Source organism: Pedobacter frigoris, assembly GCF_032678645.1.
Taxonomy (GTDB): Bacteria; Bacteroidota; Bacteroidia; order Sphingobacteriales; family Sphingobacteriaceae; genus Pedobacter; species Pedobacter frigoris_A.
Genome location: NZ_JAVTSP010000004.1, coordinates 203,852 through 221,608, shown reverse-complemented (window position 1 = coordinate 221,608; position 17,757 = coordinate 203,852). Strand labels below are relative to the sequence as shown.

The following is a 17,757-nucleotide window of genomic DNA, read 5'->3' as shown; positions in this document are numbered from 1 at the left end:
CCATCTGACAAATGAGAGAAAAAAAACAAACAGATGAAATGATATTGGTTACCGGTGCTACTGGATTTTTAGGAGCAGAATTAATACATCAGTTAACTGAACAAGGTTTAAAGGTAAGGGGACTAAAGCGGGAACATTCAGTCTTACCTTCTTTAATAAAGGACAACAGCCTGGTAGAATGGGTTGTTGCAGATATTAACGACCTTTCTGCTCTGGACGATGCCTTTGAAGGAATCAGTCAGGTATATCATTGTGCGGCACTGGTTTCATTCAACCCGAAAGACAAAACAAAGCTTTTAAAGATCAACATCGAAGGCACCAGCAATGTGGTAAACCTTTGTGTAGAACACAACGCACGGCTGGTACACGTAAGTTCTGTAGCCGCACTGGGAAATCCCAAAAAAGGCGCCTCCCTGATCACTGAAAAGGATTTCTGGGAATATGACCCCAAAGCACACAGTTATGCCATTTCTAAATACGAAGGGGAAATGGAAGTCTGGCGCGGCATAGCTGAAGGCCTGGATGCGGTGATCGTAAACCCCTCAGTGATTATTGGCCCCGGTGCCGGGTTTGAGGGAAGCGGCGCCATATTTAAACTTGTAAAAGAAGGCTTATCTTTTTACACCAGGGGCGCAACAGGCGTTGTAGATGTGGCGGATGTGGCAAAAAGCATGATCCTGCTGATGAACAGTAAGGAAAGTGGCGAACGCTATACCATCTCAGCAGAGAATTATCACTACCAGCAGTTCTTTGGAGAAATTGCAGAGGGATTTGGGGTAAAAGCGCCTGCAAAAGAAGCTAAGCCCTGGATGCTGGGTATTGCATGGAGAGCTGCCAAATTAGCCTCCGTATTTACAGGAAAACCTGCCGCCCTCACCAGCGATGCAGCCCGCAGCAGTCTCAATGAAAGTTTATACAGCAACGAAAAAATAAAACACACAACTGGAATAGCATTTAAACCACTTAAGCAAAGCATTAGAGAAGTTTGTGAGGGGTTAAAAAACAATTGACATGAAGCAAAAGAACATTTACATCATCGATTTCGACAGCACCTTTACACAAGTGGAGGCATTGGATGAGCTGGCCCGTATCTCTCTGAAAAAGCATCCTGAAAAAGAAGCGATCTTTCAGAAAATTGAAGATTATACCAATCTGGCAATGGAAGGAAAGCTTTCATTTGGTGAAAGTCTTGCCCAGCGCGTAAAATTGCTGGAAGCTACAGAAGATCACCTGAAGCAACTGATCACCAGGCTAAAGAAAAAAGTATCCGCTTCATTTTCCCGCAATGCAGAGTTCTTTAAAAAACATGCTGATGAAGTATTGATTGTTTCCGGTGGATTCAAAGAATTTATTACTCCCGTGGTGAGTCAGTACCACATTAAAAAAGAGAACATCTATGCCAATACCTTTGTGACTACAGGTGATGGAAAGATCATCGACTACGACCATTCCAACCCACTAAGCGAAGAAGGCGGAAAAGTAAAACTGATGCAGCAGCTGAACCTGGAGGGCGACCTCTATGGCATTGGTGATGGGTATTCAGACTTCCAGCTCCGTGAAAGTGGATTGATCAAAAAATTCTATGCTTTTACGGAGAACATTTCAAGAGAAAGCATTGTCAAAAAAGCGGACCACATTACCCCCAGCTTTGATGAATTTTTATATGTGAATAACCTTCCGAGGGCAATTTCCTATCCTAAAAACAGGATTCTTTGTCTTGTCATCGGAGAGGTAAATCCACTGAGCATTGAATTGCTGAAAAAAGACGGTTTTTCTATCCGTCATAAACAAACATTTGAAGAAAAATATGTGGCAGATGTACACATGATGCTGTTGGCAGACGGAGAAAAGCTGGAACTTGAGAAATTGAAACGCGCTGTAAAACTAAAAACAATAGGCTATCTGGGTAACTCAAAAGGCAAGGTTGATATCGCGACCTGTATACAGCAAGGAGTAGTGGTATTTGAAGATCCTAAGAATAACCCGCGTAATCTGGATTTCATTCCTAAAAGAATGATTGATTTTATGAATACTGGAACCACTTACCTGAGCAGTAATTTCCCGAACCTTCAGCTGCCAAGAATTGAAAAATCACATAGACTCATCCATATTCACAAAAATGTACCTGGAATTATGGCCAAGGTAAACACCATTTTTGCGAAACATGACATCAACATCGTAGGGCAGTTCCTGATGACGAACCCTGAGATCGGATATGTGATCACAGACATCAATGCGGAGTACGACAAGCAATTGTTTAAGTCACTGAAAAAGATCGAACATACCATAAAATTCAGAGTACTGTATTGATATTAAAATTCAGACTTAGTGTATCGAAAACACTTAAGAATGAGCACTAACCGTAATCATATTACAAAATAAAAACGAATAAAAGGGGCGTTTTTCTTACTTTTGCTCCACGAAATATTACAATAATGAACGAGACATTGGACATAACGATCACTAAAGCTGATCAAAGCAGATTAACAGTAACAGATTTCTCTCAATTACCTTTCGGAAAAGTATTTTCCGATCACATGTTTATTGCAGAATATGACAACGGAGAATGGTCTAACCTCCAGGTATTGCCTTATGGACCGATCTTAATGAGCCCTGCAATTTCTGCCCTTCATTATGGACAGGCGATTTTTGAAGGCATGAAAGCTTACCGTCAGGCTGATGGTAAAATTAGTGTATTCAGAGCAGATAAAAACTTTGAGCGTTTCAATAAATCGGCAGACCGTATGTCCATGCCAGCCATTACTCATGATATTTTCATGCAGGGTATTGCTGCTTTGATCGATATCGACGAAAAATGGGTGCCTGCACAAGAAGGTTATTCTTTATATATCCGTCCGGTGATGTTTGCTACAGATCCATATCTTGGTGTTAAGCCATCTGATAAATATACTTTTGCTTTATTAACTACACCCACAGGACCTTATTATAGCAAGGCTTTAAAAGTTAAAATAGAAACTGAATTTACACGTGCTGATGAAGGTGGCGTTGGTTTTGCTAAAACTGCCGGCAACTATGCACGTTCTCTTTATCCATTTGCTGAAGCCCAAAAAGAAGGCTTTGACCAGTTGATCTGGACAGATGCAGTGTCCCATGAATATATTGAAGAAGCTGGAACTGCAAACCTTATTTTCGTGATTGATGGCAAACTGGTTACCCCTTCTGTACGCAGTACAGTATTAGACGGTGTAACCCGCGACACGATCATTCAACTGGCTAAAAAAGCCGGAATTGAAGTCGAGGAAAGACGTGTAAGTGTAAAAGAAGTCATCGAAGGAATAGAAAGTGGCAGATTAACTGATGCTTTTGCCGCTGGCACCGCAGCTACAGTTACGCCAATTGGTGAGATCGGATACCAGGGTAAAGTATATACTTTAGCTGATGTTTCTACCCGTACCGTTTCCGCAAATATTGCAAAAACACTAAACGATATTCGTTATGGACTTGCGCCTGATGAATTCGGTTGGAACTTCGTGCTTTAATCGCATCACACATTTTACAAAGCGCCTTTTAAAGGCGCTTTTTTTATGCTTATCTTCCGCCCTTCAAAATCAAATAAACCGTATCAGCAGTATGAAACGAATTTTACTGACCAGTTTAGCCATGTCATTATTTATCAATATATCCGCACAGGCACAACTCAAAAAACTCACACAGCAACAAATACTTGGACGTCAGCCCTCTCTTACGAAACCAATTCCAATGACCAATGGATGGAGCGACGACTCCCATTACATTGAAATTGATTCGAAAGACAGAAAAATGTATGCTGTAGATATTAAATCAGGTTCGAAAACACCTTACACACCACCTCCAAAAAGTAATGTCAATGTTAACGTAAGAAACGGCGACATCTTCATTCAATATGGTTCAGAAGAGGCAAAACGTCTTACCAATGACAAAGATGAAGAGAAAAACCCTACGTTGTCTCCTGACGGAAAATATGTAGCCTTTACACGCAACAACGACCTATATGCCGTTGAGGTAGCTACTGGTAAAGAAACCAGGTATACCAATGATGGTACGGATGTAATTTACAACGGTTGGTCGTCATGGGTATATTATGAGGAGATCCTTGGAAGATCTACCAATTATAAAGCATTCTGGTGGTCTCCCGATAGCAGAAACATTGCTTTCATGCGTTTCGATGATACGAAAGTGCCTATGTTTCCTATCAATGGATCTACAGGACAGCATGGTTATACTGAAAAGACCCGTTATCCTAAAGCCGGCGATCCCAACCCCGAAGTAAAGGTAGGCTTCGTTCCCGTAACAGGAGGCAAAGTAGTATGGGCTGACTTTAATGAAAAAGATGACCAGTACTTTGGAACACCTTACTGGAGTTTTGACGGCAGCAATCTGATGGTACAATGGATGAACCGTGGTCAGGACAACCTGAAATTCTACTCGGTAAATCCCGCTACAGGAGCCAAAAAAGAAATCTATGATGAGAAACAGCCATCATGGGTTGATCTGGATTATGATGGCCGCATAGAGTACCTTGAGGATAAAAAGCACTATATCCTTAAAAGTGACAAAACAGGCTGGGCACACTTCTACTTGTATACTTTAGATGGAAAACTGGTGAACCCGATCACCAGCGGCAAATGGCAGGTGACGAGTCTTGTTCATGTAGATGAGAAAAATAAGGTCATTTATTTTAATGCACGCAAAGAGGCTTCTACCAGAACCGATTTCTATAGTGTGAACTATACGGGCAAAAACTTAAAGCGACTTACATTTGGTGACTATACTCATCAGGTATCGATGTCTCCAAACGGAACGAGCTTTATCACGACTTATTCTAACGTATCTACCCCACCTAAAAAGACATTACTGGACAATAAAGGCAAAATCATTAAAGAACTGGGAGACAGTAAAGCCGATGACTTTGCTGATTATAAATTCGGGAAAACAGAGATGATCACCATTCCAACAGAAGATGGTTATAACCTCCCTGCGGTAATTACCTATCCTACCGATTTTGATGAGACCAAAAGATACCCGGTTGTGATGAGCATCTACGGTGGGCCAAATGCAGGTACGGTAACAAATACCTGGAAAGGTACCGGCAACCAATTATGGGCCAATGAAGGCATTGTTCAAATTGCAGTAGATCATCGTGCATCTGGACAGTTTGGCAAGGAAGGTGTTGCATTAATGCACCGCAACCTTGGAAACTGGGAAATGAAAGATTATTCTACAGCAGGAAAATGGCTAAAAGCAAAACCATGGGTAGATAACAAAAAGCTATTGATTACTGGTCACAGCTATGGTGGTTACATGACCTGTCTGGCGCTTACCAAAGGTGCCGATGTTTTTGATTTCGGTTATGCAGGAGCTCCGGTAACCAGTTGGGAGCTGTATGATACACATTATACTGAGCGTTTCATGGATACTCCGCAGGAAAACCCTGAGGGTTATAAAAATGGTTCAGTATTGACTTATGTTGACAACTACAAGGGCTTGTTGCGCATCATGCATGGCGATATGGATGATAATGTCCACATGCAAAACACCATACAGCTGATAGATAAATTGCAGAATGCAAATAAACATTTTGAGCTGATGATCTACCCAGGCGGACGACATGGATGGGGCGGTGTAAAAACACCTCATGACAGTGCAGAACGCGCTCGCTTCTATTATCAGAATTTATTAAACAAGCCTGTCCCTGAGGATTGGCTAAAGTAAGCTGAAATAAAAAGGGCCGGATTATCCGGCCCTTTTTATTTATTTCTCCTTATACTCAACGCCCATATTGTAAAACATAAACGCCCAGCGGTCGGCGATTTCTTCAATTGCCTTATCCGTCGGCTTTCCTGCTCCATGACCTGCATTGGTCTGGATGGCGATCAATACCGGTGCGTCGCCTGCCTGATCTTTTTGCAGGTTAGCTGCAAATTTGAAGGAATGCGCAGGCACTACCCTGTCGTCATGATCAGCTGTAGTCACCAGTGTCGCGGGATATTTTACTCCTGCTTTCAGGGCATGTACCGGCGAATATTTGTACAGATAGTCAAACATTTCCTTTGAGTCTTCCGAGGTGCCATAATCATATGCCCAACCTGCTCCTGCAGTAAATTTATGGTAGCGTAGCATATCCATTACACCAACAGCGGGGAAGGCTACCTTAAATAGATCAGGGCGCTGTGCCATGGTAGCGCCTACCAGTAAACCTCCGTTAGATCCACCCATACTTGCCAGATAGTCTTTGGAAGTATATTTCTCAGAAATGAGATACTCTGCGGCCGCTATAAAATCATCGAAAACATTTTGTTTACTCAGCTTTGTGCCGGCAAGGTGCCATTTCTCTCCATATTCACCGCCTCCGCGTAGGTTGGCAACGGCATATACGCCACCCTGATCCAGCAGCACAATGTTTGCAGTACTGAATGCAGGAGTCAGGCTCACGTTAAAACCTCCATACCCATAAAGTATAGTGGGATTCTTTCCGTTCAATTTAATGCCCTTTTTATACGTGATGATCATTGGCACCTTCGTCCCGTCTTTAGAGGTATAGAATACCTGTTTGGATTCATAGTTAGCAGGATTAAAATCTACCCCAGCCTTTTTATACACCTCGGATTTTCCTGTCTCCACGTTGTATTTGAATATTGTAGGCGGGTATACATAAGAGGTAAAGGTATAATAGAGTTCCTTTTCCGTCTTTTTACTGCCGAATCCTCCAGCAGTACCAATCCCCGGCAAAGCGATGCTGTGCTCCAGTTTGCCTTCCATATCGTACTGAAGTACCAGTGACACCGCATCCTTTATGTAGTTTGCAAACAGCTTTCCTCCGCCTGTAGAAGGAGTCAATACATTCTCTGTCTCCTTCAAAAACTCTTTCCAGTTCTGCTGCTGAGGGCTTGAAGCATCAACTGTAACAATACGGCCATTAGGTGCATTAAGGTTGGTGTACAGGTATAATTTAGTGCCAATATTATAGATCACATCGTGGGTCTTCTCAAAATCGCCCACTATCGTAACTATTGGTGCATTTGGCTTGCTCAGATCCTGCAGGTACAGTTCATTACCGGAGGTAGAATTTGCAGCAGATATCACCAGGTATCTCTGATCTTCGGTTACCGAAGCGCCTATATATCTCCTTGGTGTTTTTTCACCTCCAAAGATCAGCACATCATCCTTTTGGGCAGTACCCAGTTTATGATAGTAAAGTTTATGGTATTGGGTCAGTCCGGACAATTGGCTGCCTTCTTTAGGCTTATCATAGGTGCTGTAGTAAAAGCCATCATTCCCTTTCCAGGACACGCCTGAAAATTTGATATTCAACAACGTATCCCCTATCAGACTTTTATCTAAGGCCTTCATCACGACAATACTGGTCCAGTCGGAACCACCCGCAGATAGTTGATATGCCAGCATACTCCCATCCTTAGTAAAGCTTAACCCAGCGAGAGAAGTTGTAGCATCTTTAGAAAAAGTATTGGGATCGAGAAATACTTCAGCATCCTTTCCCTCTTCCTGTCTGTATAAAACGCTTTGATTCTGCAGGCCTGTATTTTTATAAAAGTAAGTATACCTTCCTTCTTTAAATGGGCTGGAATATTTCTCATAATTCATCAGTTTGGTAAGGCGCTCTTTAATCGCATTACGATAGGGAATCTTCGCCATGAACCGCTGTGTTACCGCATTTTGTGCTGCTACCCAATGTCTCGTTTCTTCAGAACGGTCGTCTTCCAGCCATCGGTAAGGATCGGCAACTACAGTTCCAAAATAAGTGTCTTTTACGTCAGTCTTCTTAGTCTCAGGGTAGGTCATTGTTGATTTCAGTGGATTGTTGTTTTGTGAATAAGCAGTTAATGAACAGAATGAAGCCATCAACCAAAGGCCTTGCTTTAAAAAATTCATAGGTATATATTTATAAGTCATGAGGCTGTTAAATCAAATTTGATAAGCTGATTTTTAACCGCTTTTAAATTTAATAAAATTCCGATATTAAGGCGGTAATAAACTTATCACCAGACAAAACCTGACACACTTAAAACATTTAAACCATGAATTCTATTTTAAGACCTTTCCATTATCTGCTGATCGCCGGATTAATGATTGTATCTATACTTCCTTCGGTTGCGCAAACAAAGATTACACCCTCAGCTAAGAAAAAGAAATTGATATGGAAAGAGGAATTCAATTATAAAGGACTCCCTGATTCTACAAAATGGGATTATGAAACAGGTTTTGTACGAAATAAAGAAAAACAATACTATACCAGGGCAAGGATAGAAAACAGTTATGTAAAAAAAGGAAAACTGGTTATAGAATCTAAAAAGGAAAAATACAAGGATGCAGAATATACCTCTGCCAGCATCAATACACTAGGCAAGCAACACTTTTCAGGAGATTTCAGAATAGAAATACGTGCAAAACTTCCTTTTGGAAAAGGAATATGGCCTGCACTATGGATGATGGGATCGAACCGCCCACAGGTAGGCTGGCCAAAATGTGCGGAGTTTGACATCATGGAATTTGTGGGTCATACACCAAGTACAGTATACGGCACTTTTCACTGGTGGGATTCAGAGGCTGTTAAACCAAACACACATAAAAGCAAAGGAAATAACGTGAAACTGGATGACATTCATGAAAAATATCATGTTTACGGATTGGAACGTGAGGGTGATAAAATCACTGTTTTTATAGACAAAAATTATTATTTCAGCATGTCTGCCCCCGCTACCGCATACAAGGATTCTTTTACCTCCCCTGTTTATTTACTCATCAATACTGCAATTGGTGGCTCCTGGGGCGGCGAGATTGATGACTCCATATTCCCACAGAAATTCTATGTCGACTACATCCGGGTCTTTCAATTAAAATAAGGTTTTACCTGCCATTTGATTTAACATGCTGTTAACACTGCATGTTTTAATTTTAGCAGGTGAACAAAACTGTCTCAAACTGTATTTCGCTTGTATTAAGCATTTGTTTCCTCTGGATTATTTTGCCGGGAATTTGTTACGCCAGGAACATTGATAAATCAACTATTGACAGCCTGATTGAAAAGAATCCGAATGCCGCATTTGTGAAAATCAAACAAGCATTAAACCGGGCGCTCAAACAAAATGACCAAAAGGCAGCTGCGATCTGTTATGAATACCTTGCCGGATTATTTTATCACCAGGCTGCGTACCCGCAGGCCGTTGCATATTATTACAAAGCAGACCGCATCTTCAGAAGAACAAATGACCAGCAAAATCTGGCCAGAAACCTAAATAATACTGGCGAAGCCTATTATTACAGCAAGCAATACAACATCTCACTCATTAAATTTCAGGAAGCCCTCAGTCTGTATAAACAGTTGAGTGATCAAAAAGGAATTGCAGATTCTTACGGACTTATCGGCCAGACTTATGAAAAAAGCGGAAAGTATACCGATGCGATGAAATATCAGCAGCTGGCGCTATCAAAATACAAAACATTAAAAGATCAAAGCGGCATCGCCAAGATCTATGAAAACCTGGGCAGTATTTATGAAGACAGGCCACTTATGGATTCTGCCCTCTTCTATTATACAAGGGCGTTAGAGTTGAATAAACTTAACAGAAATGACCTTGCCCAAATAGAAATCATCAACAATATCGGAGACGTTTACCGCAAAACAGGAAGATATCAGCAGGCGCTTGTGTATACAAAAAGAGCAGAACAAATGTCTCTCTCCATGAATGATCTTTATCAGCTAAGCAGCGCCTATCGCGATCTGTCAAAGAATTACGACCTCATGAAAAGGTATGACAGTGCATATCATTACAGCGAACTGGGCAGAGGTATTTCTCTTAAAATCTATACAGAAGATAACAACAAACAACTGGCCCTCCTACAAACGTTATTTGAAGTACAACAAAAAGACGATGCGATCTCCCAATTTGAGAACGAGAAAAAAGCAAATCAACTGATCATTATCGCAGGTGTACTCATTACCGCCCTTCTGGTTTCTCTTGCTGCAAGCATCATCAGCAGGCAGCGTTTAAAGCTTAGAAATGAGCAAAAATTAAATGAACAGAACAAAGAACTTCATGAAATTCAGAAATACAATATAGAAGCAGAGCTGGAACTAAAAAGTAAAGAACTAACAAGCAACACACTTCATGTTATTCAAAGCAATCAGTTTCTTGATGAACTGAAAACGGAACTTTCAGATATGATCAGGGATGACAAGAGAGATCAAAAGAAAAGGCTCCAACAGATCGTATCGAAGATCAACCAGAGTATTAACCACGACAGACACTGGACAGAGTTTTCGGCGATGTTTGAACAAATTCACCAGACTTTTTTTGACAACCTGAAAAAACATAGTGATGACCTGACCGCAAATGATTTTCGCCTGGTGGCTTTGATTAAAATGAACTTAAGCTCAAAAGATATGGCCCTGCTCTTTGGCATATCGCAAGACAGCTTAAGGGTTTCACGCTATAGGCTGCGGAAAAAATTAAACATTCCACAGGGAGAAAACCTGAGCACATTTATACAGACCCTTTAACACAAAACAAGAAGATTTTAGACATTAACAATCCCTTAACATAACGCTAACCGAATGATAATGGCGATTCATGTTACACACAAACAACTAAAAATCAATCACTTAAAAACGAATTGTTAACACTGTATCTGTTCTGTATACACTACATGTAACGCTGTATACATTTTGTACACGCTGAAAATTTAAATCCCCAAAGACCTGTTTGCACTTTTGGATCAAAGTTAAAAGCTAACTAAAAACAAACACCACAAACAAATTATTCAAAAGATGAAATCAATTTTACAGGTTCTTTTTTGCTTACTAATGAGTGTCGCTACCGCAAGCGCAACGAGCATAAAAGGCTACGTCTATGATCAGAAAACAGGGGAAGCACTCGTCGGCGCTACAGTATTTCTGGAACATACAGATAAAGCAGTATCAACAGGTCTGGATGGTTCATTTGAAATCAAACACCCTCCTGCCGGAAACTTTACATTGAAGGTCTCCTACATTATGTATAAGACCTTATCTAAACAGATCACGGTGCTTAAAGAAGACAACCCAACTCTAAAGATATATTTGTCTGAAACAAAAGATAAAGAATTGAGTGAAGTAGTTATTTCTGGCAAGAACGATGGTTCGGCAGAAAAAACCGCAAGAAGAATTGAACAGAAATCACTACAACAGATCAATGTCGTTTCAGGACGGGCGATGGAAGTTTCTCCGGATCTTACTGTAGCGAATGTGATTCAGCGTGTTTCCGGCGTATCTGTAGAGCGCAGCAGCAGTGGAGATGGCCAATACGCGATTCTTCGCGGCATGGACAAACGCTACAATTACACTCTTGTTAATGGTGTAAAAATCCCCAGCCCGGACAATAAATACCGTTATGTTCCTTTAGACATCTTTCCATCAGAACTGCTGGACAGGCTGGAAATATACAAGACGTTGACCCCAAACCTGGAAGGTGATGCCATTGGTGGCGTAGTAAATATGGTGATGAAAGATGCACCTGATAAACTACAGATCAATGCAAACCTTGCAGGTGGTTACAGCCAATTGTTTATAGACAGAGATTTCATGACCCTTAATTCACATGTTATTCTCCATAAATCTCCTTATGAATTGTATGGAAAATCATATCAGGCTACTCAGGCAGACTTCAACAATAGCAAACTTGATTATAAATTCAGTCGCCCGGCACCAAATGTTACAGGAGGCTTATCAATTGGTCAGCGTTTCCTTGACAACAAGCTGGGTATTATCCTTGCGGGCAGCTATCAAAACAGTTACCGCGGAAGCAACAGTACTTTCTATTCTTCCTCCGTTGTTGATGCTTCCAATAAATTCGGGACAATCACGAGTATGGATGAAAGGCAGTACTCTGAGCAACAGAAGAGATATGGAATTCATGCAAAGGCAGACTATGCTTTCAACAAGAACCATAAACTGAGCTTATACAATGCTTATGCTAACTTGAGCAATCTTCAGCTGCGTGATTCAAAGTCTACCAATTTTTCCAATGATTATAAGCCTGAAGAAGGTAAAGCCAATCTTACTTATACTACACGTACCCGCTTTACAGAACAACAGATTTATAACAGTACCCTTCATGGGGATCATCAGCTGATCCCTGAACAGCTTAAAGTACAATGGTCGGCCGTTTACTCATCGGCCAAAAATGATGTGCCTGACAATAACAACATCATTCTAAATGGGGTCAAGGAAAACTTTACCGATCGCCGGACTTATGTTCAGTCTATCGGAAATGGATATACGAGACGTTGGGAACGCAATACAGAGGAAGATCTGGCAGGATATGTAGACATCACTTATACCCTGAAGATAGCGGGAACTGATGTCGATTTTAGTGCCGGTGGTCTTTACAGGGATAAGCAGCGCAGTAGTTTTTACAACAATTATACTTTTACGCCCCTGAATGCATCCGCATTGTATGGTACGGATTTCACAAATTACACTGAGATTTCCTGGGAAGTAAAAAATCCTTCCGGATCGGTAAACAATGCCTTAACGTACGAAGCCTCTGAGAAAACAGCTGCAGGATACGGTATGTTTAAGTTCGAGGCAGAAGACCTGCAGGTAACCGGTGGTTTAAGGATAGAACACACTGACCAGGGATATAAAATGCTTTTCCCGGCAGGAGAACTACGTCCGGAAGGCAAGCAGGTTTATACAGATTATCTGCCCAGCTTAAACCTAAAATACAAAGTCAATAAGGGCCAGCAATTAAGGGCTTCCTATTTCCGTTCTTTAAACCGCCCCGGATTTTATGAACTGATTCCTGGCGGCGGGCTGGTGCAGGACGATTATAAAGAAAAGGGGAATCCGGATCTTAAGCGGGCTATTGCAGACAACTTTGATTTACGCTATGAATTATTCCCCAATGGTACGGATCAATTATTGGTTGGTGCATTTTACAAGAACATTCAAAACCCTATAGAATACAGCTTTCAGGCTGATGCCATTCGGGGACAGGACACGTATTATCTTCCCGGCAACTTTGGAACAGCAAAAAACTATGGACTGGAACTGGATTACATCAAATTCGTTCATCAGTTTGGAGTAAAAGCAAACTACACTTATACCCACTCCAGGATTACCACGCCAAAGGCCAGCAGGATTCTCGATGGAAGTGGAAATCCCACTGTACAATATGTAGATCAAAGTCGTCCATTATACGGTCAGTCGGAGCACATCGCAAATCTTTCATTATTATTTAAGGACAGCAAAAAAGGACTGGATATACAAGTAGCCGGGGCTTATACAGGCCCAAGAATCAATACCGTTTCGCAATTCCTGGACAATGACCTTTGGCAAAAAGGCTTTATCCAAATGGATGCGTCGGCAGAGAAAAAATTCAGGAACAACATCACTGTATTTGCCAAGGCCGGCAACTTACTGAACACGCCATTTAAGTTATTCATTAAAGGCACAAATCCTCAAAACGCAAGTATTGCAGATCAGTTTGATGGTAAAACACTCATTCGTAATGATTATTACAAACAAACCTACCTGCTGGGTTTACGCTACAAATTATAAAACATCTGATCATTTATTATTAAAAAGAAATGAAAGCAAAACAATTATTTATCTATCTGGCTTTGATAACCTTGAGTCTTACAGCCTGTGAGAAAGCCAATATTGATGTAGATCCTGACACAGGAAGCGGAACCATTACCGGAGAAGTTTCCGGAGTATGGCAAAAAGGAAGTACCCAGTTGATCAAAGGCGACATCATCATTCCCGAAGGGAAATCCCTGATTATTGAAGAGGGTGTAACTGTAATTATGGATACAACGGCGAAACCTGAGATCATCATAAAAGGCAATCTGTATTCACAGGGAACAGCAGATTTTCCGGTTAAGTTCACAGTTGAAGAAGGAGCCAGAACAGAAGCAAAGAAATTTGGCCGTTTATGGGGAGGAATCCTGGCGGCACCAAGCTGTGCCGAACTACTATTGGACCATACCATCATTGAATATGCAGGTGCGACCACCTCCGATGCCTCCACATCTGTTAAACAACACCTATACAAGGCTGTCAGCGGAGAGAACCTTCCCGCGCTTTGGTTTTCGAATGTAAATGGCAAGCTGGTGGTGACCAACAGTATCTTTAGAAACCTGCAGGAAGATTGCACATATATAGAAGGTGGTAAGGTTATTTTTTCCAACAACACATTCTATACCACTGGAACAACCGGGGGTGATGCCATCAACTTCAAATCAGGATGCCTGGCCGATGTGGCTTACAACCTCGTATACAGCACAAATACCAATGCACTGAAGCTCTCTAATAGCGGCGACAGAACCCCGCAGGCTTATATTATTGCATACAACAATACAATGGTCAATACAGGATGGCGCAGACCAAGTGCAAAAGGCGGGTCTATTTGGGTAGAAGCATTGGTAAGGGCTGATTTATACAACAATCTCTTCGCAAATACGCGCTTTGGAATTAAAAGAGATACAAAAAAACCTGAGGACAGCAGGTCTGTGATCAGCAACAATCTTTATTACGGTTATAATCAACTTACTGTAAACCAATTTCAGCCAACTACAGAAATCATTGCCGGATCAAATGACATTATAGGAAAAACAGCAGGAGACAACGACCCAAAATTTGTAAATTATCCTTTGAATACTTCAGTTGATAATTACAATTTCAGCACCAGCTGGAACTTTCATCTCCAGGCAGGTTCGCCAGCGCTGGGAAAAGGCAAAACAAATTTCACACGTCACCATGCTGCAGGCCTGGTACTCAATGGAATTACTTACAAATCACCTGAGCCGGCCTCTTACATCGGCGCTTTTGGAATTAACTAACTATAAATTAATACTTAATGAACAGATATCATTCACTCCTTATTTTTTCCGCAGCTTCAATATTATGCTATGCATCATGCAAACCAAAACAAACGCCCGGGGAAGCGGCTGTAAAACCGCTGTATACCACAGAAGCCGTTCAATTTGATTCTGATGATCCGGCCATTTGGGTAAACCCGCAAGATTCTTCAAAGTCACTGATCATAGGCACTGATAAAGATGAAAATGGCGGATTATATGTATTCGACCTGAAGGGAAAAATCATTAAGAACAAATCGATAAAAGGCCTGAAAAGACCGAATAATGTAGATATCGCTTATGGATTAAACCTGGGAGGAAGAAAGGTTGACATTGCAGTCACCACTGAGCGAATGACACACAAACTGCGCATCTTCTCTCTGCCCGACATGAAACCAATAGACAACGGGGGTATTCCTGTGTTTGAAGGAGAAACCGGCGAAATGTTCAGGGACCTGATGGGCATAGCATTGTATACCAATCCTGAAGGACAGATCTATGCGATAGCTGGCCGAAAAACAGGGCCAAGGGAAGGTTCATATTTGTGGCAATATTTACTTGAAGACGATGGTACCGGGAAATTGAAAGCTACATTGAAACGGAAGTTTGGTAAATATAGCGGCAAGAAAGAGATTGAAGCCATTGCCGTTGATAACGAATTGGGCTATATTTATTACTCTGACGAGCAATTTGGTGTCAGAAAGTACTATGCCGACCCGGCCAAAGGCAATAATGAGCTGGATGTTTTTGCCACAACAGGCTTCATGGAAGATCATGAGGGCATCAGCATTTATAAAACCTCTGATACAACAGGCTACATACTGGTATCCGATCAGTCGGCCAATCATTTTCAGGTATTCAATAGAGAAGGAAAACAAAAACTGATTACCAGTATACCGACATCTACCAGCAATAGCGACGGTTCTGACATTTATTCCAAACCCTTAAACAGCGATTTCAAACACGGAATATTTGTAGCGATGAGTGACAATAAGACCTTTCAGCTTTATCGCTGGGAAGACCTCGCCGGTCAGAAATTAAAAATAAACAAGTAATCTTTAAATGGGCTGTTCACGCAGCCCATTTATCTTCTGTTTTCTTTCCTGGCTTTGCGCTTCTGTCGTTCAGCACGTCGCTTATCCCGGTCAGATTTCATCTTTTCAAAATTAGCGATCTGCAGTTTTATCTTCCTTTCTTTCTCAGGAGTAACGCCGACGCTGTATTTGATCCCCTGAAACAACGTCTTCCAGATAAAATTAAAAAATGAAGCGGTCTTTACTCGCTCATACTTAATCGGGGCGGCGAGCAATACACCCGCAGCATTCGGGTTATCTGAATTGATCACCATTGCATTGGCCAAAAAGGACATCAGACCCTGTTTCACCAAACGTCCCTGTGCCTCATCTTTCTTCAGCAAAGCCACAGAGAGGTCATTAAAAGCAAAATCCACCTTTCCAGAAGCCTTAAGATCATTTGCATTGATGTCAAAATCAAGCTGTCTTACTTTCCCGCTCTTTACTTCCACCATACCCAAAGGTTTGGTTATTCTATTCAGTACACGCCCATCCATAGGCCCCAGTTTACCGGAATAAATGAAGGCGCCGTCTCGGGCATTCAGGTCAAACCTGAAATTCACATCCAACCTGCCCTGCCCCATCATATAACTGGTCAGGTTGGCAAACATATAGTGGTTCTGTGCCTTTACAACGGTTGAGTTTGTGACATTCGTAATGCTTCCTGAGGTCCTCTCAAAAGTGATCTTTCCTTTTTGCCTGCTATCCCTGTCAAATTCAGCATAGCTGATGTCTACATTATTTAAATTGAGTTGTTTCACCGTAATCAGCCCCTTCACTTTCTGCAACAGTTGATGAGGGTATTTACCAATTCTGGCCTCGGTTTCCTTTGGTAATGAATTGTTATTGAATACCTCAACAAACCCATTGGAGATATTCATTTCCTTTGCATACAACTCTTGTTTACGTATATAAAGCGGCAAGTCAATTCCCTCCAGGCTCATGTCGCTCATTTCAATATTGAACCTGTCTTTAGCAAAACCAGCTACCTGTCCAAACTTCATTTCATCATACCGTGGCACCACCCTAAAGCTTTTGATATAAAGTTTTCCGGAAGCGGCAGAAAAATTAAGCTCATTTAAATTGAGGTGATATAAACTGTCAGGTGTAGCAAAGGAGTAATTATTGAGGTTGATGACAATGTCCTTCAGGAAGTAAAAGCGGCTTTCATCTTTAGCAGAGTTCTTATCGATGAGCCAATTCTTAAGGGTGATATTCAGGTTTTTAATGGAATCCACCTGAGGCACGCTGGTATTGTTATTTACATATTTAAAACTGATGTTTTTAAAGTCAATGGTCTTCACCTTTAATTCTTTCAGGTAGCCTGAAATGTAATCGTAAGGCGACTTATCTGGATGCTGTCTTTTCGATTCATTGAAATCAAACTGCCTGTTCACCATCACCACATCCGGGTTATCAAACAGCAGCACGTCTATTTTTAGCTTTCTGAAACGCAAAGCATTCCAGGGATGAAAATTCCTGACCATCAGCTTCTTAAGGCGCACATAATAAATATTATTTGGGGCCAGTTTTAAGCCAGTAAGTTTCTTATATATTACCGTATCAGGTATGATCGTAACATCGTTCAATGTCGCAGAGCCTGTGATAAAGTTAGTGCTTACGTCTGAAAACTCGATCCTGTAAAGACTATCAGTAGCATTCAAAACCATGGTACGCACCTGGGTTTTGATAACTGGCTGAATTTTAACACTTAAATACCAGGACATAGCGACCAGCAGTAAAATACCGAAGAGCAGAATACCCAATACCCATTTTAGTGAATTGTAACTCTTTCGGACTTTCTTGGTCATAGGCACAGCGGTTT

Annotated in this window: 11 protein-coding genes; 9 read left to right on the top strand and 2 right to left on the bottom strand. The window is 41.4% G+C overall.

Annotation, left to right across the window (positions count from 1 at the left end; genetic code table 11):
• The first annotated feature begins 11 nt into the window (after nucleotides 1-11).
• The 4 genes from R2Q78_RS14380 (at nucleotide 12) to R2Q78_RS14365 (ending at nucleotide 5,712) form a co-directional block, all read left to right on the top strand.
• Nucleotides 12-1,010, top strand: coding sequence for an NAD-dependent epimerase/dehydratase family protein (locus R2Q78_RS14380; RefSeq protein ID WP_316793066.1), 999 nt, complete (start codon nucleotides 12-14; stop codon nucleotides 1,008-1,010).
• Between the two features lies 1 nt (nucleotide 1,011).
• Complete coding sequence (locus R2Q78_RS14375; protein ID WP_316793065.1) at nucleotides 1,012-2,310, top strand: HAD-IB family phosphatase; 1,299 nt, start codon at nucleotides 1,012-1,014, stop codon at nucleotides 2,308-2,310.
• Nucleotides 2,311-2,435: 125 nt separating this feature from the next.
• Nucleotides 2,436-3,500 carry a branched-chain amino acid aminotransferase gene (locus R2Q78_RS14370; RefSeq protein WP_316793063.1) on the top strand — a complete coding sequence of 355 codons (1,065 nt, stop codon included), beginning with the start codon at nucleotides 2,436-2,438 and terminating at the stop codon, nucleotides 3,498-3,500.
• 91 nt (nucleotides 3,501-3,591) lie between these two features.
• Nucleotides 3,592-5,712 carry a S9 family peptidase gene (locus R2Q78_RS14365; protein ID WP_316793061.1) on the top strand — a complete coding sequence of 707 codons (2,121 nt, stop codon included), beginning with the start codon at nucleotides 3,592-3,594 and terminating at the stop codon, nucleotides 5,710-5,712.
• A 39-nt stretch (nucleotides 5,713-5,751) separates the two neighbouring features.
• Here R2Q78_RS14365 and R2Q78_RS14360 read toward each other — a convergent pair whose 3' ends face one another.
• Nucleotides 5,752-7,890, bottom strand: a complete 2,139-nt coding sequence (locus R2Q78_RS14360) for a prolyl oligopeptidase family serine peptidase (protein ID WP_410478490.1) — start codon at nucleotides 7,888-7,890, stop codon at nucleotides 5,752-5,754.
• Between the two features lie 146 nt (nucleotides 7,891-8,036).
• Between R2Q78_RS14360 and R2Q78_RS14355 the strand changes: the two genes are divergently transcribed.
• From R2Q78_RS14355 to R2Q78_RS14335, 5 genes are all read left to right on the top strand, one after another.
• Nucleotides 8,037-8,861 (top strand): glycoside hydrolase family 16 protein, encoded by an 825-nt coding sequence (locus R2Q78_RS14355; protein WP_316793059.1) that lies wholly within the window; start codon nucleotides 8,037-8,039, stop codon nucleotides 8,859-8,861.
• A 59-nt stretch (nucleotides 8,862-8,920) separates the two neighbouring features.
• Nucleotides 8,921-10,519 carry a tetratricopeptide repeat protein gene (locus R2Q78_RS14350; RefSeq protein ID WP_316793057.1) on the top strand — a complete coding sequence of 533 codons (1,599 nt, stop codon included), beginning with the start codon at nucleotides 8,921-8,923 and terminating at the stop codon, nucleotides 10,517-10,519.
• 267 nt (nucleotides 10,520-10,786) lie between these two features.
• Nucleotides 10,787-13,558, top strand: a complete 2,772-nt coding sequence (locus R2Q78_RS14345) for a TonB-dependent receptor (RefSeq protein WP_316793055.1) — start codon at nucleotides 10,787-10,789, stop codon at nucleotides 13,556-13,558.
• A 29-nt stretch (nucleotides 13,559-13,587) separates the two neighbouring features.
• Complete coding sequence (locus tag R2Q78_RS14340) at nucleotides 13,588-14,841, top strand: right-handed parallel beta-helix repeat-containing protein (protein ID WP_316793053.1); 1,254 nt, start codon at nucleotides 13,588-13,590, stop codon at nucleotides 14,839-14,841.
• A 17-nt stretch (nucleotides 14,842-14,858) separates the two neighbouring features.
• A complete protein-coding gene (locus R2Q78_RS14335; RefSeq protein ID WP_316793051.1) occupies nucleotides 14,859-15,914 on the top strand; it encodes a phytase in 1,056 nt (351 codons plus the stop codon).
• Nucleotides 15,915-15,943: 29 nt separating this feature from the next.
• On the opposite strand, the gene R2Q78_RS14330 is transcribed toward R2Q78_RS14335, so the two are convergent.
• Nucleotides 15,944-17,743: a hypothetical protein gene (locus R2Q78_RS14330; RefSeq protein WP_316793049.1), complete on the bottom strand. Its 1,800-nt coding sequence runs from the start codon at nucleotides 17,741-17,743 to the stop codon at nucleotides 15,944-15,946.
• Nucleotides 17,744-17,757: the final 14 nt, after the last annotated feature.

What these genes read in the sequence shown, in the direction of transcription:
- R2Q78_RS14370 (WP_316793063.1), top strand. Translation starts at nt 2,436, where the DNA reads ATGAACGAGACATTGGACATAACGATCACTAAAGCTGATCAAAGCAGA.
- R2Q78_RS14375 (WP_316793065.1), top strand. Translation starts at nt 1,012, where the DNA reads ATGAAGCAAAAGAACATTTACATCATCGATTTCGACAGCACCTTTACA.
- R2Q78_RS14345 (WP_316793055.1), top strand. Translation starts at nt 10,787, where the DNA reads ATGAAATCAATTTTACAGGTTCTTTTTTGCTTACTAATGAGTGTCGCT.
- R2Q78_RS14330 (WP_316793049.1), bottom strand. Translation starts at nt 17,743, where the DNA reads ATGACCAAGAAAGTCCGAAAGAGTTACAATTCACTAAAATGGGTATTG.
- R2Q78_RS14360 (WP_410478490.1), bottom strand. Translation starts at nt 7,890, where the DNA reads ATGAATTTTTTAAAGCAAGGCCTTTGGTTGATGGCTTCATTCTGTTCA.
- R2Q78_RS14355 (WP_316793059.1), top strand. Translation starts at nt 8,037, where the DNA reads ATGAATTCTATTTTAAGACCTTTCCATTATCTGCTGATCGCCGGATTA.
- R2Q78_RS14340 (WP_316793053.1), top strand. Translation starts at nt 13,588, where the DNA reads ATGAAAGCAAAACAATTATTTATCTATCTGGCTTTGATAACCTTGAGT.
- R2Q78_RS14365 (WP_316793061.1), top strand. Translation starts at nt 3,592, where the DNA reads ATGAAACGAATTTTACTGACCAGTTTAGCCATGTCATTATTTATCAAT.
- R2Q78_RS14335 (WP_316793051.1), top strand. Translation starts at nt 14,859, where the DNA reads ATGAACAGATATCATTCACTCCTTATTTTTTCCGCAGCTTCAATATTA.
- R2Q78_RS14380 (WP_316793066.1), top strand. Translation starts at nt 12, where the DNA reads ATGAGAGAAAAAAAACAAACAGATGAAATGATATTGGTTACCGGTGCT.